The organism is Micromonospora sp. NPDC005173, assembly GCF_040608515.1.
Classification (GTDB): domain Bacteria; phylum Actinomycetota; class Actinomycetes; order Mycobacteriales; family Micromonosporaceae; genus Micromonospora.
In genome coordinates, this window is record NZ_JBEXIK010000004.1 from 247,004 (window position 1) to 261,011 (window position 14,008).

Genomic DNA, 14,008 nt, shown 5'->3' on the forward strand with positions numbered 1-14,008 from the left:
CGCTGTACTCCCTGTCGATGAGGTTTGAGGACTCATGCGCCGACGTCCGATCGGGCCGCGGCCCGGACGATGGCGCCCTGCTGCCGCCGGTTCAGCGTGCCGGCGGTCACCAGCGCGGTGGTGACCGTTTCGACATGCCGGACGAATTCGGCGTGCCCGGGGTAGTCGGCGTGTTCGGCGATCAGGTCGTTGATGGTGCAGCCGTCGCCGGTGTCGACGTTGGGCACCCCGGTGTCGTCGCCGTCGATGATCACCGTGCCTCGGGTGTCCGACTCGGGGCAGGTGTCGGTGTCGTCGGCCACGACGGTGAACGTCGCCGACTGCTCGTTGGACGTGTTCCCGGCGACGTCGGTTGCCCGGTACCGCAGGGTGTGGGCTCCGGCGGTCCGGACGGAGACCGGGCCGGCGTACGGGGTCCAGGCGCCGGTGTCGAGCGCGTACTCGATCTTTGCCACACCCGAGTCGTCGTCAGTCGCCGTGACGGTCACGGTCGCACCGCCGACGTACCCGCCGTCGTCGTCCCGCTCGCCGGTCACCGTGGCGGAGACCACCGGCGGGGTGGTGTCCTCGGCCGGCGGGGGGACCACGGTGAAGTGGGACATCTGCTCGGCCGAGGTGTTCCCGGCGACGTCGGTCGCCCGGTAGTGCAGCATGTGCATCCCAACCTCGTCGACCACGATCGGTTGGGCGTACGGGGTGAAGGTGGCCCCGTCCAGCGAGTACTCGATGGTGGCGACGCCGGACTGCGTGTCGGTGGCGGCCAGCGTGGCGGTGGCCGTACCGATGTATTTGCCGTCGCCGTCCTGAGCTCCGGCCAGGGCGGCCGTCACCACCGGTGGGGTGGTGTCCTCCTCCCCCGGCTCGACGATCCGGAACGACACCGAGCCGACCGGACTGAGGTTGCCGGCCTGGTCGGTGGCGCGGAACTGCACCGAGTGGTCGCCGATCGCGGTGACCTGCACCGGCTGCGTGTACGGCAGGAAGCTGGTGTCGTCGACCTGGTACTCGACGGTTTCCACGCCCGATCCGGCGTCGGTGGCCGTGACGGTCACCGTTGCCGCACCGACGTAGTTGCCGTCCCCGTCGCGGTCGCCCGAAACGGCGGCCGTCACCGCCGGCGGGGTGGTGTCGCCTCCGCCGCCGTCGGTGACCACCAGTTCGCCGACCATCTGGCTGTGGCCGGGGATCGAGCAGAAGTAGCGGTAGCGGCCCGGGGTCAGGGTCACGGTCGCCTGGTGCCGTCCGTTGTTCACGTCGAACGGGTTGGCCAGGATGTTCAGCGTGACGTCGTGGTTGTAGCCGTCGGTGGTGGTGTCGAAGGTCAGCGTGTGCGGCATCCCGGTGGTGTTACCGGTGGCCGTGCTGTTCTCCCAGATGATCGTGGTTTCGCCGGCAACCGCCTGGGCGGGAGCGGACTTGTAGCGGGTGATGTCGTCGTCGGCGGTCCAGGTCAGCACCTGGGCGGCGGCGCGCGGGGCGGCCGCGGAGGCGGGCGTCCCGGCCAGTGGGAGGACGGTGAGCAGGAGCGCCGACAGCGCGGCCGTCAGTCGTCGGGGCATGGTTTCTCCTAGAGTTCCCGCGCGCGGATGTTGCGGAACTCGATCAGGTCGTTGTCGCCGTGGTTCTGCAGCCCGATGAAGCCGCTGAGGAACTGCCGCAGATCGGTCGGCGGGTCGCCGGCACGGGAGGACTGCTTGCCCGGTGTGTTGTCGAACTCGTTGATCACCACACCGTTGCGGATCATCGTGTAGTGCTGCCCGACCACGCGGATCTCGTAGTCGTTCCACTGGTCCTTCGGGGTGACGCCGGCCTGGGCTAGCGGCACCGGGTCGAAGTTGTAGACCGAGCCGGTCTTCTGCGGCTCGCCGGTCTCACCGTCGTAGATCTGGATCTCGTGTCCGCAGTAGATGGCCACCCACGCCGGTGAGGTCCGGGCGGACCCGACCGTGCCGCAACTGCCCGGCGGGCGCTGGTCCAGCGGGATCCGCGGGTCCGGGAACCGGGTGAAGACGCCGCTGTTGGCCCGGCCGGTGCCTGGCGCGATGTCGCGGAACTGCAACTTCAGCGAGAAGTCGCCGAACTCCTTGGTGTGCCAGAGCATGCCCAGGCCACCGCTGGACCGCAACGAGCCGTCCGGCTGGATGCCGAACGATCCGGACGGCGCCTGCTGCCAACCGAGCAGCGACTCGGCGGTGCCGTTGAAGAGCGGCTCGTACCCGGTGTGTCCATCGCGGCCGATCTCGGACGCGGCGGCCAGGCGGGTCAGCGTGCCGGATTCGCGGGCGCTGAGGAGACCGTCGTCCTGCAACGCGCGGGTCACCGCGGTCACGTGCCGGACGAAGCTGTTGTGGTCGGCCCAGGTGCTCTCGTCGTCGATCAGGTCGTTGATGGTGCAGCCCTGCCCGACCGTACGGCTGGGCACCCCGGTGTCCGTGTCGCCGAGCCACACGGTGTCCCGGTTGTCCGGCACCGCGCAGCCCACCGTGACCGTGGTCTGCACCGTCGCCGTCTCGCCGTCGGCGTACGTGACGGTCAGCTTCGTGGCGTAGGCGCCGACCCGGGCGTACGTGTGCCGAGGGTTCGCCTCGGTCGACGTGGTGCCGTCGCCGAACTCCCACCGGTAGCTGACGCCGCCGGAGCGAGAGCCGTTGAAGGCGATGGTCAGCGGCTTGTTCTGCACGGCTACCGACGTCGCGGCCGGCGCCGGGGTGGGCGCGCCTCCGGTGTAGGTGATCCGGATCAGCTTCTGGTTGGGGTGCAGGCTGAAGAAGCCGCCTCCGTAGTCCAGCAGGTAGAGCGCGCCGTCCGGGCCGAACTTGGCGTCCATCCAGCTCTGCAGCCGAGCGTCGCCGTTGCCGCTGGGGATGATGGCCCGCAGCGACTCGGCGAACACCGGCGGGGCGGCAGTCGGCACGCCGGCCGGGTCGACAGTGACCGCGACCCGGTTGGACGCGTTCGACTGGTCGCCGATGAACCACTTCTCGTCCCAGTACTCTGGCCAGGCCACGCCGCTGTTCGTGTCGACGAGGTCACGGTGGTAGGTCGGACCGGACATGATGGCCTGGCCGCCGCCGCGCAGGTACGGCTGGGTGTAGGTGGCGTCGGCCGCGACGTAAGTCGGGAGGCCGCTGCCGTCCGCCCGCTCCGGGAACACGGGTCCGCCGCCGTCCGGGGAGTACCAGATCATGTTGTCCCGGGCCGGCGGGATGTTCACCAGGCCGGTGTTGCGCGGCGACTCGTTCTTCAGGTCGTCGCAGTCGTACCAGCCGGTGAGCACGGTCGCATCGGTGGTGCTGCGGTCCCGGTACGGCTGCCGGTTGCCCATGCAGTACGGCCAGCCATGGTTGCCGGCCGAGGTGATGATGGTCGCGGTCTCGTACTTGGCCGGGCCCAGCGTCGGGCTCGGCGACGAGGCGTCCGGGCCAACCCAGCCGGCGGTCAGCCACTGGTGCTCCGGGTCGACCTGGAGGCGGGCGATGTTGCGCACGCCCATCACGTAGATCTCCGGTCGGGTCTTCTCGGTCCCCGTCGGGAACAGGTTGCCCTCCGGGATGGTGTACGTGCCGTCCGCCTCCGGGTGAATCCGGATGATCTTGCCGGCCAGGTCGTTGGTGTTGCCCGAGGTGCGGCGGGCGTCCTGGAACGAGATCCCCTGGTACTCCTGGGTCCAGTTGTTGCCGGAGTAGCCCTGCGATCCCTCGGAGGAGTTGTTGTCGCCGGAGCCCACGTAGAGGTTGCCCTTGGCGTCGAACGCCATGCCGCCGCCGGCGTGGCAGCAGCTGTGGATCTGCACCGGGAACTGGAGCAGGTCCTTGCGGGTGGCCTGGTCGATGGTCTGGGTCGCAGGGTCGTAGGTGAATCGGGAGACGGTGCGCTGCCCGACCCGCTTCACCCGGTCAACCGAGTCGTGCGGCATCCAGTAGACGTAGAGCCAGCCGCTCTGGGCGAACGCGGGGTCGGGCACGATGCCGAGCAGGCCCTCCTCGTTCTTCACGAGTTCGGAGCCGCTGCCCCGGTTGCCCATCACCTCAAGGGTGGTGAGCAGCTTGGCCTGCTTGGTGCGCGGGTCCCACGAGTGGATGGTGCCGCAGCCCAGGCCGACGTTCGGGTTGTTCCAGTCCACGATCGGGCCACTCGGGCAGGCCGCCTTGCCGACGTAGAACACGGTGTTGTCCGGTGCGACGGTGAGCCCGTGCGGCTCGCCGATCTGGTCCAGTTGCCCGGTCTGGTTGGCCGCAGTGAGCCGTTCCACCTTGTAGTTCGCGGCGATCGTCGCCTGGCAGTCACCGCGCTGAAGGCCGGTCGTCCACTTGAGCGCCCCAGCCAGGTGCGTACGGAACGCCGCCTCGCCGTAGCTGCCCTCGGTGTGGCCCATGCCGGTGTAGAACGACCGGCCGCCGTCGTAGTCCCGACACCAGGACACCGGGTGGAACGGCCCGTTGGCGCCCGGTCCCGCGTTGTAGTGGCGCTCCTCGACCTGGGCGACGGTGTGCACCGTGCCGATCGGGTTCGGGTCCCAGTTGTCCCAGCGATCCGACCGGGTGAGCGTCATCGGCAGCGACGCCGTGGCCGGGTGTTTCCGGTCCAGGATGTCGACGACCGCCCGGTTCACCGCGGGCGGCTCCGGTGCGGTGGTGCTGCCGGTGAACAGGCGCAGGTCGGCGAGCTGGGTCAGCGGCTCGCCGCTGTTCGCGGTGATGTTCAGCCGGAAGTGCTTGAACTCCTGGGGCGTGGCGATGTCGAACCGGCGGGTCTGGAACCGGTCCGGGAAACTCTGGCCGGTGCGCCGGTCCAGATCGGTCCAGCTCTGGCCGTCCGCAGAGCCCTGCAGGGTCCAGTCCTTCGGGTCCCGGCCGGAGGAGTCGTTGGCCGAGGTCAGCGCGTAGCCGGTGATCCGCTTGGGCGCGCTCAGCTCGTACCCCACCCAGGCCATCGGGGTGCGGACGAGCCACTTGGTGTTGGCGTCGCCGTCGGTCAGCTTTTCCTTGGTCTCGTTCGGCGGGTTCTCGCCGCTGGCGGTCACCCGGGCGACCGGCTCGGCCACCGGGATGGCGCCCGCCGGGCGGGTGCCGATCAGGCCGGTGAACCAGGCCGAGTCGACCTGCGCGCGGGCGGCGTCGGCGATGCCGACGAAACCGCCGCCGGCCTTCATGTAGCTCTGCAGCGCCGCTTCCTGGTCACGGTTGAGCGCGGCGCCGGTCGCGGAGAGGAAAACCACGCTGCGGTACGCCGAGAGCCCGGCCGTGGTGAAGACGGCGGGGTTCGTGGTAGCCGTGACATCGATGTCATGATCTGCGCCAAGATCCCGGATTGCCTCCGCAGCACGCGAAACCGGGTCCTGCTGCTCCGCCACCGGCCCGTGGAAAACGAGGACCGCTGTCTTGTTCTCCTGCGCCGCCTTCGGTGCGGCTACCGCCTTCGGTGCGGCTGCCGCCCCCGGTGCCGGCATCAGCGTTGCGATGGCCGCTACCGCGGCGAGTGCTCGTCGTACTGTTCTTGTCATCCCCGTCCCCACTTTCGGTTCAGTCAGCTTCCGTGTGTGTGGGTGTGGCCTTGGAACCGATGGATGGCCTCTTCGGCGCCCGGCGGCATGCTGCCGTCGGCGTTGCGCACCAGGAAGATCCCGGCCATGCCACCGTCGGAGTGGAACTGCACGTGGCAGTGGTACATCCACGCGCCGGGTCCGACGCCCTCGCCTGCCAGCACCTGAAAGCCGAACGAGCTGCCCGGATTGAGGTCCTTGTTGTCGATCACCAGGCTCGGGTCGCTCGGGCCCTCGAGCATTCCGGTGCGGTTGTCCGCCCAGCGGTGGGCGTGCAGGTGGAAGGTGTGGAAGGTGCCGCCGTGGCCGATGGCGATCCACTCCACCCGCTGACCCAGGTTCGCCTCGAACATCGGGGTGTCCGGGGCCATCCGGTTGTTGATCATCATGTCGTTGAACACGACCGTGTACTGCTTCTCCGGCAGGATGTCGCCGCGGCGCCGGACGATCAGCGCCCCGTACAGTCCCTTGGCGACACCGCCGGTGCCGTGGTCGGTGCCCATGGCGTGGTCGTGGTAGTGCCAGTAGCCGGCGCTGCCCGGCATGAACCGCCGGCCTGAGGCGAGGAACATCTCCCGCGAGCGCCACACGTACGTCCGGGTCTCACCGGGATTGTTGAACGAGGCGTTGAGCGGGCTGCCGTCCGAGTCGGTGCTGTAGTCCACCCCGTGTGGATGGATGGACAGCCGCTGGTTGGTGGTGTTGACCAGGGTGATCTCCAGGGTGTCACCCTCGTACATCTCCAGCAGCGGTCCCGGCACCGTGGCCTGGCCGGGTGCCAGGCCGTACCCGAACAACCCTCCGGGCAACTGCTCGGCGTAGATGGTGACCTTTTTCGTGACACCGGCCGCGGCCCGGGCTGGGCTGCCTCGGAACGCGGCGTCGATCGCGGGGGCGGACGCCCCCAGTGCTCCGGCGGCGAGGGCTCCGGTGGCGATCAGGGATCTGCGGGACAGGTGGCGGTGGGAGCCGACGGAATTGTCGTCCATGGGTCTCCGTTCACCGGGCGAAGCCGTGACGAGGGCACGGTGCAGCGACCGCCGAGCATGAAGGGCGGCAGCACGACTGCGTGGACCTCGTCGCGGACTTTGCTCGGAAGACTCAGAACTTTCGATGGATAACAGCAACTTATGTAATCCATCGACGAAAGTACAGGCCTGATTGCAAGAAGGTTACCTTGACATCACGACGACGCTCGATTGACCATGAATGTCCCGCACGCCAATCCGCCACGCTCAGTGACCCCAGCGGCAGCCAAGGGCTCGGGTTCGGGCCGGTGTCGAGGAGACGGTCGCATGTCGACAGTTGTCGCCGTTGACCCCCCTGGCCTCGTCCGAGGCTTGCAGGAACGGGCGGCCCGGGCCTTTCCCGCGATGGTCCTCGACCACCTCGACGGCTGGTGGTTACGGTACGGAGACAGCGGAGCGTGGTGGGCCAGCTCGGTGCTGCCGCACAGCGACGCCGTGCCGGCGGACCTGTCGGGCACGATCCGATCCGTTGAGGAGTTCTACGCCGGCCACGGGACGTGCAGCCGATTCCAGATCAGCCCGGGGGCCTGCCCGGTCGGCCTCGACGACGCGCTGGCCAAGCGCGGTTACCGCGCCGACAGCACGATGTCGCTGCAGTCGGCCCCGACCGCGCAGGTCATCGACCAGCTACCCGGCGATGGGCTGCGAGTCCGCCTGGACGATCAACCGACCGACGCGTGGTTCGACGCCTGGCTGGCGGTGCACTCCAGCGGGGGCGACCCCGGCCGTGAGTGGGACATGCTCCGCCGGGTACGCCAGCGCAGCGGGTACGCCTCGGTGCTGACCGAGGCCGGTGTCGTCGCGGCCGGCCGTGCGGTCATCGAAACCGGCTGGGCGGGCGTGTTCGGGATGGCCACGCTCCCGGTCGCCCGCGGCAGAGGCGCTGCCAGGACCATCCTCGCCGCCCTCGCCCGCTGGGCCGCCGACCACGGCACCGAGCACCTGTACCTCCAGGTCCAACCCGACAACACCGCCGCGCGGCGGCTGTACGACGGGGCCGGTTTCACCGAGCTGTGCCGGTACCACTACCGCACCGGCGGCCAGCGTCGGGGCAGCCCGGCGGACAGACGTACGTGAGCGGTTGTCAGAGGTTGTGGCGGTCGTCCGCCGGCAGGCGAGGCGGCTCCGGTGGCTCGGGAGCCTGGTCGGGCTGACCGAGCTGCGCGACATGGGTCGGGTCGAGGACCCGGGAGAGGAACGAGCGGGTCCGCTCGTGCCGCGGCGCGCCGAGTACCTCCTGCGGCGGCCCCTGCTCGACCACCACGCCGCCGTCCATGAACACGACCCGGTCTGCGACGTCCCGGGCGAACGCCATCTCGTGGGTGACCACCATCATCGTCATGCCGTCCTCGGCAAGCTTGCGCATGACGGTGAGCACGTCGCCGACCAGCTCCGGATCGAGCGCGGAGGTCGGCTCGTCGAAGAGCATCAGCTTGGGCTCCATCGACAGCGACCGGGCGATCGCCGCCCGCTGCTGCTGTCCCCCGGACAACTGTGCGGGGAACGCGTCGGCCTTGTCGGTCAGACCGACGCGCTCCAGGTTGTCCCGCGCGATCCGCTCGGCCTCAGCGCGGCCACGCCGAAGCACCCGGCGCTGGGCGATGGTGAGGTTGTTCAGCACGGTCAGATGCGGGAACAGGTTGAACGACTGGAAGACCATGCCGATGCCGCGGCGCACCGCGTCGATCTCGACATCCGGGTCGGTCATCTCGACCCCGTTCACCCAGATCTTGCCGGCGGTCGGCTCCTCCAGCAGGTCGACGCACCGCAGCAGCGTCGACTTGCCGGACCCGGACGGCCCGATGACACAGACCACCTCGCCCTGACCGACCTCGAAGTCGATGCCCTTGAGCACTTCGAGCGGCCCGAAGGACTTGTGCAGGTCGCGGATCTCGACGGCGGGGCGGGGCTGTGTGGTCGTCATGCGGGTCACCGAGCCTTGGCGTATCGGAGTTCGAGGCGTCGTACCACCTGGGACAGAGGCAGGGTGATGATCAGGTAGGCGAGGCCGGCCACCAGCAGCGGGGTGACGTTCACCCGGTCGTTCAGCATGTCCCGACCGAACTTGGTGACCTCGATGGTCTGCGCCGTCACGCCCAGCACGTACGCCAGCGACGAATCCTTGGTGAGCAGGATGAGCTCGTTGGTCAGCGGCGGGATCACGATCCGGAACGCCTGCGGGATGACGATCGTGCGCATGGCGGTGAAGTGCGACATGCCGAGGGTGCGCGCCGCCTCCATCTGTCCCTTCGGCACGGCCTGGATGCCGGCCCGGATGGTCTCGGCCATGTACGCCGCAGCGGTCAACCCGAGACCGATCGCGATCGAACCGAAGACGCCGCCGGGGATCTCCCGCTCCGGGAAGGCGATGGGAATGCCGTACCCGACGAGGAAGAGCACCAGCAGCGCGGGCAGACCCCGGAACAGCTCGATGTACGCCGTGGCCACCCAGCGGTACGGAGCCACCCGGGACAGCCGCATCAGCGCGAGGATGGTGCCGAACACGAGACCGAAGGCGAACGCACCCAGCGTGTAGAGGACCGTGTTGCGCAGCGCGACGGTGATGATCGTCGGGAACATCGACTGGATGATGTCGACGCGGAAGAACGCGTCCTTCAGCCTGCCCCAGTCGGCGGCGTAGATCACCGTGGCGATGATGGCGATGAAGGCCAGGTACTGGAGCCAGAGGGACAGCCGCTCTCGCTGGCGGCGTCGCAGCTTCACGTTCTTCGCTCCTTGCCTTCCCGGAGATTGCGTACGAGGAGGGCGCGCGAGCCGCGCGCCCTCCTGCCGTCAGCTTCGATCACGCGCTCGGCTGCTTGCCGATCCACTTCTCGTAGATCGTGTTGTACGAGCCGTCCTGCTTGGCCTTGGCCAGCACCTCGTTGATCTTCTTGAGCAGCTCCGGGTTGCTGTCCTTCTTCACCGAGAACCCGTACTGCTCGCCGGTGTCGAACTCGGCGGCCACCTCGAACCCACCCGGGTTCTTCTTGAGGTACTCGGTCCAGACCGGCAGGTCGTTGATGGCGGCCTCGACCTGGCCGTTGGAGACGGCCTGCTGCAGGGCGGCGAGGTCTTCGAACTCGACGAGCTGCAGGCCCTTCTCCTGCTCGAACTTCCGGGCGTAGTCACGGCCCGTGGTGGCCGCCTGGACGCCGAGCTTCTTGCCCTTGAGGTCGTCGAGCGCCTTGTACGGCTTGCCCGTCTTGATCAGCATCGCCTGGGTCGCATCGAAGTACGGGTCGGAGAAGTTCATCACCTTCTGCCGTTCCTCAGTGATCGTCATGCCGGCAGCGGCCGCGTCACACTTGCCGGTGTTCAGATCCTGGCCGGACTTGATCCCCTCGAACGGCGTGTCGATGATCGTCTGCTCGACGCCCAACTCCTTGGCGACCAGATCCATCAGCTCGACGTCGAACCCGGTGACCTTGCCGCTGGCGTCCTTGGACTGGAACGGCGGGTACGGCAGGTGGGTGCAGACCGTCAGCTTGCCGGCCTCGACCAGCTTGACTCCGCTCGCCTGGACCTCGCTGTCGTCCTTCTTGGCACATCCCGCGCTCACCGCCAGGGCGGCAATCGCCACGACGAGGCCGGCCCTGCGGACTGCGCTCTGGAACCTCACGGCTGTGTCCCTCCGGTTCGGCTTCCCTCGTGATGGGCAGCCAGGTTGGTGCAAAGACTGTGTGACAGGCGACGGTACCTGATCCGACGAGCCGTACCCAGATCACGCCGGGTCGTTGTGGCGCAGCAGCAATATCACGCTCAGTGAACCCGACACCTGACCAGCAACCGGACCGCGCGCGGCACCAACGGGCCCGGGTCCAGGCGGCGACCCCCTCCTCCCGCCGCGCGGCAGCTGAGTAGCTGACCGGCCTCGAACAAGTAGGGATCCTCGCCGGCCGACACGGCACGACGCCAGCAGGTGGGAGACGATCAATCGGAACCACCTCTCGAGCCGCCGCTACCTGGGTCGGGCGATCAGATCCGACCATCGAGCGCCGCACGATGAGACAACACCAGACCGAGGGAAGACACGTCCGAGGATGGACACGACTCTCACTACACCCCAGATGGCCTTCGCGGAGTTCGTTCGCCAGGCGGTCAACGACGCCCGCGACGAACGCGGTTGGACCGTCGGCGACATCGCGCGACACACCGGCGTCAGCCGCTCGACGCTGTTCCGCTGGCTCGCCGGCGACTGGCAGCACTACCCCGAGCTGGCAAAGGTACGAGCCTTGTGCGCCACCCTCGGGCTCTCCATCGCAGCCGCGATCCGGCCGCTCGCGATGCCGATCGCCGCCGCTGCGCCCGACCATCGAGCACCGGCGGAGGTCGAGGCGGACATGGGCGCCATCCGCCGACGATTGCTCGACGACACGGTCTCGGCCGCGGACAAGCACCATATTCGGGGCCTCCTGCGCCACCTCGCCCGAGACGTCCCGGTCGAGTCGACCGCGTCCTCGACGCCACCGGCCGCAGCCGGCCACGGCGACACCCGGCACTCCGTGCCGAAGGCGAGACGGTCGCTGCCCAACGGCGGAGGGCCTTCGGCGCGTCTGGTGCCATGACACCGTTGGTCAACTTGTGGTCCGCGACGTCGCAGCGTTCGTGCCCGTCGTGCCCGTCCTCGTACGCGTCGCCGTCGCCGCCGCAATGCGTGCGAGTTCGAAGGAGAGCTGAGGACGCCGCCGCGGGTCGGGGGTGGGTCGGCAGTCGGTGCCGTCGGCGGTGGAGGTGTAGGTCCAACGCGGCCCTCGGACGGCGATGTCCGTGACGGCGGCGATCAGCTTCTCGTAGTCCGCCGCGGTGGTGCCGATCCCGGCGCTCGCTCTTACCGCTCCCGGAATCGCGGTGGGCAGGCCGCGGGCCAGGTCGTGGCGGATGCGGGCTTCGTGGTCGACGTCGATCAGGAGCAGCGCGGTCATCAGCGGGTGCGCGCAGAAGCATCCGTGCCGGACACCGATGCCGAATTCCGCGCTGAGGACCGCGGCGAGCCGCGCGTAGGGTACGCCGTGCAGGGCGAACGGCAGGACGGCGATGCGGGGATGATCGGCCGGCCAGAGTCGGTAGACCTCGATGCCGGGCACGGCGACCAGTTGCTCCCGGGCTTGTGCGGCCAGACGTGTCTGGTACGCCTCGATGCTGTCCCGGTCGGCGGCCTGCAGCGTGCGGCAGGCCGCCCCGAGTGCCACGGCGCCAATCACGTTGGGTGAGCCGGCTTCCTGCCGGTCCGGTAGGTCGGCCCAGAGGACGGTGTCGGTTCCGACGTAACGGACTGCGCCGCCACCGGCCAGGAAGGGTTCCCCTGTGCCGAGCCAGTCTCCGCTGCCGATCAGTGCTCCGGCTCCGAAGGGCGCGTAGAGCTTGTGCCCGGACAGAGCCAGGTAGTCGATGCCGTCAGTGACCATGTCGATGCGCCGGTGCGGGGCGAGTTGAGCGGCGTCCAGCATGATCCGTGCGCCGTGCTGGTGGGCCAGTCGGGCCATCTCGGGGTACGGCCAGATCTCGCCGGTCACGTTCGAGGCGCCGGTCACGGCCACGAGTCGGGTCCGGCCCGGCGCGGCTCGGGACAGCGCCTGCTCGAGACGACCCAGAGCGTCATCCGCGCTGGCGGGCAGCGGAAGCAGGGTGAGGTGCCGGCGACGCCACGGCAGCAGGTTCGCATGGTGCTCTGCGGCGAACGCGATCACCTCGGTGTCCGGCGGCAGGGCGTGGGCGAGAAGGTTCGTCGAGTCGGTGGTGTTGCGGGTGAAGACGACGACGTCGTCATGGTGCCCACCGACGAAGTCACGGACCGCTTCGCGTGAGCCCTCGTAGGCGTCGGTGTCACCTGCGACGTGTAGCCGGCGCCGCGATGCACACTGGAGTACCAGGGGAGCAACTCGTCCACGGCTGCCCTGACCGAGGTCAGGCACGGGGCGCTGGCGGCGTAGTCGAAGTTCACGTAGCGGCGCTCGCTGCCGTCCACCAGTGGCACCATGGTCTCGGCGCCGACCAGAGCCAAACCCTGCGGGCTGCCCGCTGTCGGCTGGATGCGCTTGCGCGCCCAGCAGAGGATGATCGCCGAATATCCGTGTGAGCTCGCCTGGGCGACCTGCCGGACCTCGATCGACCCGTTCAGCGGCCCGAATTCGGGTCGCAGCACCGCCCGGAGGTCATGTTCGTCGACATCGGCACTGGGAAAGGTCTTTCCGGCGACGGTGTAGCCGCGACATCGGCGCAGGGCCGCGGTGACGAAGAGACCCCCGGGCCGGACCAGGCCCGTGATGTGGCGCATGAAGAGCTGCCAGGTCGCCCGGTCGTCGGTGGCGGAGTCCGCACAGTAGGCGCTGATCACCGTCGCGTACCGGCGATCCACCGGGTGGGGCTGCCGGCCGTCCACCCGGATCAGCGCGGTGATCTTCCCCCTGGTGAGATCCTCGCGGGTCGCAACGTCCTCGTCGGTCGGGCAGCTGACCCCCTCGCACTGCAGGGTGTAGCGGACAAACGGTCGCCAGTCGTGAGCATCGGGTTCGCGGTCGATCCACCGCTGGATCTCGCTGAGGTTCGCCGGCAGATAGTCGCCCAGGTGGATCTCTGATGCCACCTCGGCGGCCGCGAACACGTGGTGCAGGGTAGGCCCGACTCCGAAGAACAACACGGGTTGACCGCGTTCCGCGCGGCGCATCGCCTCGACGAAGAACGCGATGGTGGCGATCTCGTCCGGTTCGAGGGTGCGGTAGTAGCCGGTGAGGTACTCGGCCGGTACCCAGTCCGTGTCGAACGAGGCGTACCGGTGGCGACGGCGCAGGAGGAAGGCTTCGGTGAGACGGGCGAGCCCGTACTCGTACAGCGCGGCACCGAGGTTCGCGCCGCCGAGGAACACGAGTGCCTCGTTCGAGGTGATCGAGTCGCTGAAGGCGGCGACCCCGAACGCACCCGCGTAGTAGGGCACTTCCTTGGCGACCTCCGTACCGGCGTATCCGAAGGCCGCCGCCACGCGCGGTGCGCGGGCGCTGCTCGTCATGCGCCGGACCACGTCGTACGCCGCCTTGGACAGCACGTTGGTGCTGGTTCCCGTCGTCGCCAGGAGCGTCCAGTTCGCTCGCACACTGGCGTGCAGGCCGAACCCCCAGACCGCGTAGCTCGCGACGAGAAATGCCACCACCCACTGGTGGTCGAGGCCGCTGAGCAGACCGGAGGCGACCAGGCATGCGCCTGCCGCCACCACGCTCGCCTCCAGCGCATAGGCCGACGCCGCGGTGGCGGCGAGGCTGAGGGTCCACTTCATGAGCCGTCGGTGTCCCGCCGGGGCGCGGTCTGCTGGCCGGATCACCTGTGCTGCACGGATGTCGTTCATACCGGTGCCGCCGCTCGGCCCGGTCGAAGGCCCGGATCCCAGGCCACGGACTGAACCACCGCGACCACCAGCGCGGCGTCGAAGGCTGCCAGTTGGTTC

At 69.0% G+C, this 14,008-nt stretch carries 8 protein-coding genes and 2 pseudogenes; 2 read left to right on the top strand and 8 right to left on the bottom strand.

Translation table 11 applies throughout. From position 1 onward, the window contains the following. Positions 1–32: 32 nt before the first annotated feature. The 3 genes from ABZV00_RS08195 to ABZV00_RS08205 all read right to left on the bottom strand — a co-directional run bounded on the left by ABZV00_RS08195 (position 33) and on the right by ABZV00_RS08205 (position 6,531). Positions 33–1,559, bottom strand: coding sequence for a plastocyanin/azurin family copper-binding protein (locus ABZV00_RS08195; protein WP_355602946.1), 1,527 nt, complete (start codon positions 1,557–1,559; stop codon positions 33–35). An 8-nt stretch (positions 1,560–1,567) separates the two neighbouring features. Next, the gene (locus ABZV00_RS08200) at positions 1,568–5,449 is read right to left on the bottom strand and encodes a ThuA domain-containing protein (RefSeq protein ID WP_355602948.1); all 3,882 of its coding nucleotides are present in this window, start codon (positions 5,447–5,449) and stop codon (positions 1,568–1,570) included. A gap of 77 nt (positions 5,450–5,526) precedes the next feature. Then, positions 5,527–6,531 carry a multicopper oxidase domain-containing protein gene (locus tag ABZV00_RS08205; RefSeq protein ID WP_355602950.1) on the bottom strand — a complete coding sequence of 335 codons (1,005 nt, stop codon included), beginning with the start codon at positions 6,529–6,531 and terminating at the stop codon, positions 5,527–5,529. A gap of 306 nt (positions 6,532–6,837) precedes the next feature. Between ABZV00_RS08205 and ABZV00_RS08210 the strand changes: the two genes are divergently transcribed. Beyond that, complete coding sequence (locus ABZV00_RS08210) at positions 6,838–7,647, top strand: GNAT family N-acetyltransferase (RefSeq protein ID WP_355602952.1); 810 nt, start codon at positions 6,838–6,840, stop codon at positions 7,645–7,647. 7 nt (positions 7,648–7,654) lie between these two features. Here ABZV00_RS08210 and ABZV00_RS08215 read toward each other — a convergent pair whose 3' ends face one another. From ABZV00_RS08215 to ABZV00_RS08225, 3 genes are all read right to left on the bottom strand, one after another. Then, positions 7,655–8,494 carry an amino acid ABC transporter ATP-binding protein gene (locus tag ABZV00_RS08215; RefSeq protein WP_355602954.1) on the bottom strand — a complete coding sequence of 280 codons (840 nt, stop codon included), beginning with the start codon at positions 8,492–8,494 and terminating at the stop codon, positions 7,655–7,657. 5 nt (positions 8,495–8,499) lie between these two features. Further along, on the bottom strand, positions 8,500–9,294 hold the full coding sequence (locus ABZV00_RS08220) for an amino acid ABC transporter permease (protein WP_355602956.1): 795 nt from the start codon (positions 9,292–9,294) through the stop codon (positions 8,500–8,502). Positions 9,295–9,373: 79 nt separating this feature from the next. Next, positions 9,374–10,192, bottom strand: a complete 819-nt coding sequence (locus ABZV00_RS08225) for a basic amino acid ABC transporter substrate-binding protein (protein ID WP_355602958.1) — start codon at positions 10,190–10,192, stop codon at positions 9,374–9,376. Between the two features lie 421 nt (positions 10,193–10,613). On the opposite strand from ABZV00_RS08225, the pseudogene ABZV00_RS08230 reads away from it, so the two are divergent. Next, positions 10,614–11,003, top strand: a pseudogene (locus ABZV00_RS08230) (helix-turn-helix transcriptional regulator); the annotation flags it as partial. 144 nt (positions 11,004–11,147) lie between these two features. Here the strand turns inward: ABZV00_RS08230 and ABZV00_RS08235 are convergent. Together ABZV00_RS08235 and gntF are read right to left on the bottom strand one after the other, a co-directional pair. Beyond that, the gene (locus tag ABZV00_RS08235; protein WP_355602960.1) at positions 11,148–12,485 is read right to left on the bottom strand and encodes an aminotransferase class V-fold PLP-dependent enzyme; all 1,338 of its coding nucleotides are present in this window, start codon (positions 12,483–12,485) and stop codon (positions 11,148–11,150) included. Positions 12,486–12,655: 170 nt separating this feature from the next. Continuing rightward, positions 12,656–13,909 (bottom strand): annotated as a pseudogene (gntF, locus tag ABZV00_RS08240) (guanitoxin biosynthesis pre-guanitoxin forming N-methyltransferase GntF); the annotation flags it as partial. Positions 13,910–14,008: the final 99 nt, after the last annotated feature.

What these genes read in the sequence shown, in the direction of transcription:
- ABZV00_RS08215 (WP_355602954.1), bottom strand. Translation starts at nt 8,494, where the DNA reads ATGACGACCACACAGCCCCGCCCCGCCGTCGAGATCCGCGACCTGCAC.
- ABZV00_RS08205 (WP_355602950.1), bottom strand. Translation starts at nt 6,531, where the DNA reads ATGGACGACAATTCCGTCGGCTCCCACCGCCACCTGTCCCGCAGATCC.
- ABZV00_RS08195 (WP_355602946.1), bottom strand. Translation starts at nt 1,559, where the DNA reads ATGCCCCGACGACTGACGGCCGCGCTGTCGGCGCTCCTGCTCACCGTC.
- ABZV00_RS08210 (WP_355602952.1), top strand. Translation starts at nt 6,838, where the DNA reads ATGTCGACAGTTGTCGCCGTTGACCCCCCTGGCCTCGTCCGAGGCTTG.
- ABZV00_RS08200 (WP_355602948.1), bottom strand. Translation starts at nt 5,449, where the DNA reads ATGCCGGCACCGGGGGCGGCAGCCGCACCGAAGGCGGTAGCCGCACCG.